At 73.6% G+C, this 9,018-nt stretch carries 6 protein-coding genes; 2 read left to right on the top strand and 4 right to left on the bottom strand.

The annotated features are described in order from the left end of the window. Positions 1-19 precede the first annotated feature (19 nt). The gene (locus ABD254_RS16695) at positions 20-2,473 is read left to right on the top strand and encodes a glycoside hydrolase family 10-like protein (protein WP_344249735.1); all 2,454 of its coding nucleotides are present in this window, start codon (positions 20-22) and stop codon (positions 2,471-2,473) included. A gap of 81 nt (positions 2,474-2,554) precedes the next feature. On the opposite strand, the gene ABD254_RS16690 is transcribed toward ABD254_RS16695, so the two are convergent. Genes ABD254_RS16690 through ABD254_RS16675 form a run of 4 tightly spaced genes read right to left on the bottom strand, consistent with a single transcriptional unit; the run spans position 2,555 to position 6,794 of the window. Further along, positions 2,555-3,391, bottom strand: a complete 837-nt coding sequence (locus ABD254_RS16690) for a carbohydrate ABC transporter permease (RefSeq protein ID WP_344249734.1) — start codon at positions 3,389-3,391, stop codon at positions 2,555-2,557. Next, a complete protein-coding gene (locus tag ABD254_RS16685; protein WP_344249732.1) occupies positions 3,388-4,494 on the bottom strand; it encodes a carbohydrate ABC transporter permease in 1,107 nt (368 codons plus the stop codon). Before ABD254_RS16685 ends, ABD254_RS16690 begins: the two co-directional genes overlap by 4 nt. Then, on the bottom strand, positions 4,491-5,729 hold the full coding sequence (locus ABD254_RS16680; protein WP_344249731.1) for a sugar ABC transporter substrate-binding protein: 1,239 nt from the start codon (positions 5,727-5,729) through the stop codon (positions 4,491-4,493). Before ABD254_RS16680 ends, ABD254_RS16685 begins: the two co-directional genes overlap by 4 nt. 36 nt (positions 5,730-5,765) lie before the next feature. After that, positions 5,766-6,794, bottom strand: coding sequence for a LacI family DNA-binding transcriptional regulator (locus ABD254_RS16675; RefSeq protein WP_344249730.1), 1,029 nt, complete (start codon positions 6,792-6,794; stop codon positions 5,766-5,768). 122 nt (positions 6,795-6,916) lie between these two features. Between ABD254_RS16675 and ABD254_RS16670 the strand changes: the two genes are divergently transcribed. Then, on the top strand, positions 6,917-8,935 hold the full coding sequence (locus ABD254_RS16670; RefSeq protein ID WP_344249729.1) for an amylo-alpha-1,6-glucosidase: 2,019 nt from the start codon (positions 6,917-6,919) through the stop codon (positions 8,933-8,935). The last annotated feature ends 83 nt before the right edge of the window (positions 8,936-9,018 follow it).

Below are 9,018 nucleotides of genomic sequence, written 5' to 3'. Positions count from 1 at the left end.
CACGAGGAAAGGATCGACGATGATCGGATTCCGACGACGCACCGGCCGGGCGGCCGCGGCGCTCGCCTGCGGCCTGCTGGTCGGCGCGGGCCTGGCGGCCAGCCCCGCGGGCGCGGTCGACGAGGGCGGCGTGCCCGAGGTCGGCGACATGCTGGTCGCGGCGGGCGGCGAGGAGCTCGCCGTCGCGGCCGTGGACCCGCCCAGCCGCACGTCGGGAACCGTCGCGGTGTACACGCCCGCGTTCGGCGCGACCACCCGCACCAACGCGTTCGGCGGCGAGGCCGTCCTGGTCCCCGCCGAGGAGGCCGGGGCCTGGGAGGTCGCGAGCGTCTGCACCGCGCTCGCCGCGTGCGCCGACGCCTCCTTGGCGCCGGGCGACAACGCCATCCCCGACGACGGGCTCGTGCTGTCCGTCTCTCCGGGCGGCACGCCCGACGCACGGGCGTTCCTGCGCGACCGCCTCGCCGCCGGGGACGTCGTGGAGTTCCGCGAGGTCGTCTCGCGCACCGCCACGACCACCCTCGACGCCGTCGACCCGACCGTCGCGAGCAACCCGCCCGGCGTCGACCCGGGCAGCGGCGAGTGCTACCCCGGCTGCCGCGGCGCCGAGCAGCTCGTGCAGTACACCGCGGCCTCCGGGCGCGCGACGACCGGCACCAACGACTTCGGGTTCGAGGTGACCGTCGCGGACGGCATCGTCGTCGAGGCCGGCGGCAACGACCGCGAGATCCCCACGGACGGCTTCGTGCTGTCCGGGCACGGCTCGCGCGGCACGTGGCTGCAGGCCAACGCGCCCGTGGGCGCGCACGTCGAGGTCGACGGCTCCACCGTCGTCGCGACCGTGGACGAGCGCGCGGCGATCTACGGCGCCGAGCAGGGCCTCGCCGCGGCGCGCACCGCCGTCGCCGGCGCCCGCGACGCGTGCCTCGCGTTCCCGCAGGACGAGGCGGACGCCGCGCTCGCCGAGTCGCAGACCGCGCTCGCGGACGCCCAGGCGGCCGCCGCGGCCGACAACGCCGCCGGGGCGACGGACCTGGCCCGGCGCGCGGCCGACGCCGCCTCCCTCGCCGGGTACCGCGCCGCCGAGTCGCGGCCGGCCGAGGGCCGCCCCGTGTGGGTGCGTCCGGAGGAGACCACGCCCGGGCAGATCCGTGCCACGCTCGACCGCATCGACGCCGCCGGCTTCAACGTCGTGTTCCTCGAGACGTTCTTCCAGGGCACCACGATCTACCCGTCGCAGGTGGCTGAGGAGGCCGGGATCGCCGCGCAGCGCCCGGAGATGGTCGGGTTCGACCCGCTCGCGGTGTGGCTCGACGAGGCGCACGTCCGCGGCATCGAGGTGCACCCGTGGATCCACACGTTCTTCGTCGGGTCGGAGGGAGCCACCGGCGGCCCGGGCCCGATCCTGGACGTGCACCCGGAGTGGGCCGCCGTCGAGCGGGAGGACGTCGGCGCCGAGGGACCCATGCCGTCCTCGCAGGAGGTCGGCTACTACTTCGTCGACCCCGCGATCCCGGAGGCGCGCGCGTACGTCGCCGCGGTGCTCGAGGAGCTCGTCACCGGCTACGGCGTCGACGGGCTGCACCTCGACTACATCCGCTACCCCGTCTCGCAGCCGTGGGAGACCGCCGGCTACTCGTACAGCGACTTCTCGCGCGAGGCTTTCGAGGCCGAGGCCGGCCTCGACCCGTACACGCTGACGCCGTCCGACCCGCAGTGGGAGACCTGGACGGCGTGGCGCGAGCGCAACGTCACCTCCTTCGTCGCCGAGATCCGCGCCATGCAGCGCGAGGTCGCGCCGGACGTCCCCCTGTCAGCGGCCGTCTTCCCGGACCCGAGCGACGGCCTGGCGAAGAAGTTCCAAAACTGGGGCGACTGGGTCGACAAGGGCTACGTCGACGTCCTCACCGGCATGTCCTTTGGCACGTCGGCCACCTCGGTGGCCGCCGACACCGTCGCGATGCGCGAGCGCGTCGGGGAGGGCAACCTCTTGTACACCGCCACGTACGGGCCGTTCCGGGGCTCCACCCCACGCACGATGCTCGACCAGGTGGCAGCGGTCGCCGACGCAGGGTCGGACGGCGAGGCGCTGTTCGCCTACAACCAGCTCACCGACGCCCAGGCCGACGCGCTGGCCGAAGGCCCGTTCCGCGAGCACGCCGTCGTGCCACACGCCGACCGGGTTGCCGCCGCCCGCGTGGGCCTCGACGACCTGCGCGCCGACCTGCGCGCCGCCCACGGCGAGTGCGTGGCCATCGGGCCCGCCGTCGCCGCACGGGTCCAGCTCGGGATCGCCGATCGTGCTCTGCAGCACGACCGCCCCGGAGCGGCGCTGAAGGCCGTCCGAATGGCGTCGAGCACCGTGGAGCGCGGCGTCCTCGACGGCGCCGGCCCGGAGCTGTTCGCGGCCCGAACGCAGCGTGATCTGGCCATGTACGAGCGGTGGCTCGAACAGGTGCGCGCCGGACGTTAGTGCCGCTGGGCCGGGTGCCGGTCGATCCACGAACCGGCACCCGGCCCATCGTCGTCGCCCAACGGCCCGCGGAGTCCGCCGTCAGCCCTTGACCGCCCCGGCGCTGGAGTTCATGATCCGCCGCTGGAAGACGAAGAAGAGCACGGCGACGGGGATGGTCATGACGACCGCGGCGCCGAGCTTGAGCGGGTACTGGGTGCCCTGGCTCAGGGCGCCCGACGACAGCTGCGCCACGCCCTTGGTGAGGGTGAACAGCTCCGGGCTCTGCGACGCGACGATGAAGTGCGACAGCTCGTTCCAGGAGCCTTGGAAGGACAGGATCACGATCGTCACGAGGGCGGGCCGGGCCATCGGCAGCACGACGGACCAGAACACGCGGAACGTCCCGGCGCCATCGAGGCGGGCGGCCTCCTCGACGCTCGGCGGTACGGACTCGAAGAAGTTCTTCATGATGAAGATGCCGGCCGCGTCGGCGAGCAGCGGGATGATGAGCCCCGAGTACGAGTCGTACATGCTCAGCGCGTTGATCACGAGGAACTTCGGGATCAGCAGCACCACGCCCGGCACGGCCATCACCGCGACCAGGCCCGCGAACACCACGCCACGCCCGCGGAACGGCAGGCGGGCGAGCGCGTAGCCGGCGAGCGAGTCGAAGAAGACCCGCCCGATCGTCACCACCACCGTGACGACCACGGAGTTGGTGAACCACAGCGGGAAGTCCGAGTTGAGGAACAGTCGCTCGTAGGCCGCGGTGGTGAACGTCGACGGCACGAGCGCGAGCGGGTGGGCCGCGGCGTCCGCGTCGGTCTTGAACGACGTCGAGATCGAGATGAGGAACGGGAAGATGTAGACGACGGCGAGGGACACCAGCACGGCGTACAGCGCAGAGGTCGTCACGAGGCCTCGGGTGCTTCTCATCGCTGTGCCCCCGCTTCGACCGGCGCGCGGTGGAACCGCTTGCGCCGCGGTATCGCGTCGCGCTCCCGCAGCACCACGCGCTGCAGGATCGTCATCGCGACGATGATCGCGAACAGGATGAACGCGATCGCGGCGCCCTGACCCCACTCCTGAGAGCTGAACGACGTCTGGTAGGAGAGGTAGGCCGGCGTCAGCGTGGTCTTGGCGGGCGAGCCCTGGCTGCCGGCGTAGATCTGGTCGAACACCTGCCACGTGCCGATCAGGCCCAGCGTCACGACGGTGAAGATCGTGGGCCGCAGCATCGGGATCGTCACGTGCCGCAGGCGCTGCCATCCGGTGGTGCCGTCCATCATCGCGGCCTCCTCGACCTCGCCGTCGATGTTCTGCAGGGCCGCGATGAACAGCAGCATGAACGTGCCCGAGGTGGTGAAGATCGCCATGACGATGAAGACGCTCATGGCGACGCTGGGACCGGCCAGCCAGTCCCACCAGGACAGGCCGAGGAAGGGCGCGGCCTCCAGCGCGGCGGGCGCGTCCTGGACGCCGACGGCGCTCAGCAGGATGTGCAGCACGCCGCGCGGGTCGTTGAGCCAGTTGGGCCCCTCGATGCTGAGGTAGCCCAGCAGCCGGTTGACGGCGCCGGACGCGGTGAACAGGAACAGGAAGACGACGGTGATGGCCACCGAGCTGGTCACGGACGGGAAGTAGAACGCGGTGCGGAAGAAGCCGCGGCCGCGCAGCACCTTGCGGTTGACGAGGACGGCGAGCCCGAGCGCGACGGCGGTCTGGATCGGCACCACGAGGAGCACGTAGTAGCCGTTGTTGCGCAGCGACGTGGCGAAGTCGCGCTGTGCGAGCCCGCCGCCGGTGAGCAGCTCGCCGTAGTTGGCCGCGCCGACGAAGCTCGCGGCGCCGGTGAACGGGTTGCCGCGGCCCGACCAGTCGGACACGCTCACCCACGCCGCCATCGCGATCGGCACGACGAGGAAGAGCCCGAGCAGCACGAGCGCGGGGGCGATGAACAGCCAGCCCGCGGCCTGTTGCCCCGACCGGATCCCGCGGCCCGCCCCGCGCCTCGTCACCCGGCTGGTCGCCCGGCTCACGGGGCCACCGCCTCGAGCGAGGACTGGACGGAGCTCAGGACGTCCTGCGGGTCTCCCCCGGCGGCCAGGCCCTCGAGCTGCGCGTTGAAGTCGGCGATCACGTCCGCGATCCCGTCGACCGGCGGGAAGCCCTGGGCATGGTCGGCGCCCGCCATGAACGGCGCCTGCCCGGGGAACTCCGCGGTCCAGCGGTCGGCCACGGACTCGACCGACGGCATCACGCCGAAGTCCTCGGCGAACATCATCTGCTGGTCGTCGGAGACGAGGTCGCGCACCAGGTCGACCGCGGCCTCCTTGTTGCCGGAGTCCGCGGCGACGCCCCAGCAGTTGGTGAACTGCAGGGTGCCCGGTCCCCCCGGCCCCTCGGGCAGTGGCACCACGGTGTACTCCACGTCCGGGTAGTCGTTGGCGAGGGAGCCTGTGATCCAGTTGCCCTCGATCGTCATCGCCGCCGCGCCTGTGCCGAACGCCTCACCGCCCCACCCGGCGCCGATGTCGGCCGGGTAGGCCGCGACGCCGTCGGCGAGCAGCTCCTGCACGAACGCGAGCGCCTCGGCATTCTCGGGGGTGTCGACGTCCGCCGAACCGCCGGAGTCGACGAGGTGGCCGCCGGCCTGCGCCATGAAGCCGCCCACCCGCTGCCACTCCGGCCCGAAGGTGAGCCCGACCCGGTCGTCGGTGGTCAGCCGGTCGGCCACGGAGCGCAGCTCCTCCCAGGTGGTCGGGTAGTCGTCCGGCGTGAGGCCGGCCTGCTCCCAGGCGGCGTCGTTGACGATCAGCGCGAGGGTCGAGAAGTCCTTGGGCGCGCAGTAGAAGGTGTCCTCGTAGGTGAACGAGTCGACGAGCGTCGGGTAGAACGCGGCGTCGACCTGGTCGCCGTACGGCTCCAGCGACCCGTTGGCGGCGTACCCGGCGAAGTGGTCGGTGCTCACGTAGAACACGTCCGGCGGGTTCCCCGCGGCGAAGCCCTGGCTGAGCTGCTGCGGCATGTCGGCGGCCGCGCGGACCGTGGCCTTCGTGCCCGACTGTGTCGACCACTGGCGGACGGCCTCCTTCACGGAGGCGGCCTCGGCGTCCCCGGAGGGGGCGATGAGCACGTCCAGCGGGCCCCCGCCCGGCCCGTCGCCCGCGGCGCCGTCGTCGAACCCCGTGCCGCAGGCGGTGAGGGCGAGCAGTGCCACGGTCAACGCCGTGGCGGTCACCGCCCGGTGCGGGGTGCGATGAATCGTCGACATGGTGGAACTCCTCGGGTACGGATGCGCCGGCACGGATCAGTGCCGGGCGGGGCTCGTGGCACGCACCACGAGCCGAGGCTCGATCAGGACCTGGCGGTCCGTGTCGACCGGATCGCCGTGGATCTGGGCGCGCACCAGGGCGACGGCGCGGGCCGCGACGTCCTCGACGGGCTGGGCCACGCTGGTGAGACCGACGGCGGCCGCCACGGGCGTGTCGTCGAACCCGCTGATCGCGACGATCCGGGCAGGATCGGCGAGGTCGGCCTCCCGCACGGCGGTCATCGCGCCGAGGGCGACGGAGTCGCTCACGCACACGAGCGCGGTGACGTCGTCGCGGACCAGGGCGCGCCTCGCCGCGGCCTCGCCCTCCGGCACGCCGTCCTCGCACCGCTCGACGACGCCGCCGGGGCCGAGCCCGGCGGCGTCCAGCGCCGCGAGGAATCCGGCGAGCCGGTCGTCGCCGACGCCCGAGCCCTCCGGCCAGCCGAGGAACGCGATGCGGCGGTGACCCGCGTCGAGCAGGTGGCGCGTCGCGGCGCGCGTGCCCTCGCGGCCGTCGATGTCGACCCACGGATGGCTCGACGCGCCGCGGTCCCACGGGCGGCCGAAGCTCACGAACGGCACGCCGTGCGCGGCGAGCCACGCCGTGCGCGGGTCCCGCGGGTGGGTGTTGGCGAGGACGAACCCGTCGACGCCCGTCGTCGCGCGAAGGTTCTCGTACTCGCGGATCTCGGCCTCGTCGTCGGGTGCCGTGAAGAGCATGATCCGCAGCCCGCCCCGCTGCGCCTCCTCGGTCAGCGCGTGCAGGAACCGGTCGAGGACCTGACCGCTGATGCCGTCCGCCGCCGGCGGCACGCAAAGCCCGAGCACGGACGACCTGCGCGTGCGCAGCTGCCGCGCCGCGACGTTGGGGCGGTAGTCGAGCTCGGCGATCACCCGCAGCACACGCTCGCGCGTCTCTGGCCGGACGATCTCGGGCGTGTTGAGCACGTTCGAGACCGTCTGCCGCGACACCTGCGCACGCTGCGCCACGGTGGTCAGCGTCGGGCGCCGGTCCTCCGTCATGCCGCCTCCTCGCGTCGGTCCGCACCAGGTTTGAACGATCTAGTGCGGGACGGTACCGTCCTGGATTAGATCGTTCAAGTCGTCGACCGCGAGCACCCCCCTCGCGCCGAAGGAGTCGCTCCATGTCCGGCCTTCAGCCCCTGCTGCACGACCTGCTCGTCACGCTCCGCGCGCCCAGCCAGGTCTGGTGCGCCCCGGACGGCCAGGTCAGGCCCTCCGGCGCCCAGGGCGCCTACCACGCCGACGTCCGGGTGCTCAGCGCCGCGCTCGTGCGCGTCGACGGCGCCGAGCCGGAGCCGATCGGCGCCGGGCGCGTCACCGGCGGCGCCCTCGAGGCCACGTCCCTGCTGCGCATGATCGACGGCCCCGGTCCGGACCCGACGGCGATGCTGCGCCGCCGCCGCACCGTCGCCCCCGGCGAGGTGACCGAGGAGCTCGAGCTGACGTGCGCCACGGCCGAGCCGGTGGCCGGGCGCCTCACGGTGCGCCTCGAGTCCGACCTCGCGCCGATGGAGTCGATCAAGCAGGGCCGGTCGCATGCCGCCCGCACGCCGGAGGTCGACGGCGACACCGTGCGCTGGGTCGACGGCGCCACGCGCGTCGAGGTGCGCGCCGAGGGCGCCTCGGTCGAGGCCGACGACTCCGGGGCGACGCTCGGCTGGGATGTCACCGTCGAGCCGGGTGCCACCGTGACGCTGCGCTGGACGGCGCGCTCCGAGGTCCCCGCCGTCGTGACGGCGCCCGCGCGGCCCGAGCCGGAGTGGTCGGTGCCGACCGTCGTGGCGGACGACTCGCGCCTCGCTCCCCTGCTGCGCCGCTCGCTGGAGGACCTCGCCGGGCTGCGGATGAGCGCCGGCTTCGCGCCGGACGAGACGTTCCTCGCCGCGGGCGCGCCGTGGTTCTTCACGCTGTTCGGGCGCGACTCGCTGTGGGCCGCGCGCCTGCTGCTGCCGCTCGGCACGGACCTCGCGCGCGGCACCCTGCGCACCCTCGCCGCCCGCCAGGGCACGACGACCGACGTCGACACCGCCGAGCAGCCGGGCAAGATCCTGCACGAGGTGCGGGCCGGCGACCTGCACGTCGACGACGACACCACCCTCCCGCCCGTCTACTACGGCACCGTCGACGCCACCAGCCTGTGGGTCTGCCTGCTGCACGACGCGTGGCGCTGGGGCATGGAAGACGACGACGTCGAGGCGCTGCTGCCCGCCCTCGAGCGCGCCCTCGCCTGGATGCGCGAGTTCGGCGACGCCGACGGCGACGGCTTCCTCGACTACGCCGACGCCTCCGGCCACGGCCTGAGCAACCAGGGCTGGAAGGACTCCGGCGACTCCATCCAGTGGCGCGACGGCTCCCTCGCCGAGGGGCCCATCGCCCTCAGCGAGGTCCAGGCCTACGCGTACGAGGCGGCGATCGGCGGAGCGGCCCTGCTCGACGCCTTCGGCCGTCCCGGGGCGGACGCGTGGCGGTCGTGGGCCGCCGAGCTCAAGTCCCGGTTCCGCTCGTCGTTCTGGTTGACTGACGAGGACGGCCCGTACGTCGCGATCGCCCTCGACCGGCGCGGCGCCGCCGTCGACACCGTCACGTCCAACATGGGGCACCTGCTCGGCACGGGGCTGCTCGACGCCGACGAGGAGAGGGCCGTCGCCCGGCGCCTCGTGGCGCCCGACATGAGCTCGGGATACGGGCTGCGCACGCTCTCCTCGACGTCCGGCGGCTACTGGCCCCTGCGCTACCACGGCGGCACCGTGTGGACGCACGACACCGCGATCGCCATCCTCGGCCTGACCAAGGCCGGGCTGGGCGACGAGGCCGCCGTCCTCGTGCGCGGCCTGCTCGAGGCCGCCCCGCACCTGGACTACCAGATGCCCGAGCTGTTCGGCGGCAACGCCGTCGACGACGGCCCCGCCCCCATGCCCTACCCCGCCGCCTGCCACCCCCAGGCATGGTCGGCCGCGTCGTCCGTCGCGCTCCTCACGGCGGCGCTGGGCCTCGCACCGTCGAGCGAGCAGCACGGCGGGCTGCAGGTCCGGCCGATCACCCCGTCCCCCGTCGGGGCGCTCGACGTCAGCGGCCTTCGCTTCGGGGGCTCCGACGTCCACCTGGCCATGGACGCCACGGGGCGGCTCGAGAACCCGTGATAGCCCGTGCCGCGCCGGCGCGGGGAACCGACCGCTCGCTCACGGCGACGCGGCCCGGCCCGAGACCACCGCTCGGTCGGGCG

It is taken from the genome of Isoptericola hypogeus, assembly GCF_039531145.1.
In the GTDB taxonomy this organism is placed as follows: domain Bacteria; phylum Actinomycetota; class Actinomycetes; order Actinomycetales; family Cellulomonadaceae; genus Isoptericola; species Isoptericola hypogeus.
The sequence above is the reverse complement of the archived record's forward strand: the minus strand, read 5'-3'. Positions and strand labels throughout refer to the sequence as shown.

Bases quoted from the DNA above. Each gene is read 5' to 3' on its own strand.
- ABD254_RS16690 (WP_344249734.1), bottom strand. From the start codon at position 3,391: ATGAGAAGCACCCGAGGCCTCGTGACGACCTCTGCGCTGTACGCCGTG.
- ABD254_RS16670 (WP_344249729.1), top strand. From the start codon at position 6,917: ATGTCCGGCCTTCAGCCCCTGCTGCACGACCTGCTCGTCACGCTCCGC.
- ABD254_RS16675 (WP_344249730.1), bottom strand. From the start codon at position 6,794: ATGACGGAGGACCGGCGCCCGACGCTGACCACCGTGGCGCAGCGTGCG.
- ABD254_RS16695 (WP_344249735.1), top strand. From the start codon at position 20: ATGATCGGATTCCGACGACGCACCGGCCGGGCGGCCGCGGCGCTCGCC.
- ABD254_RS16680 (WP_344249731.1), bottom strand. From the start codon at position 5,729: ATGTCGACGATTCATCGCACCCCGCACCGGGCGGTGACCGCCACGGCG.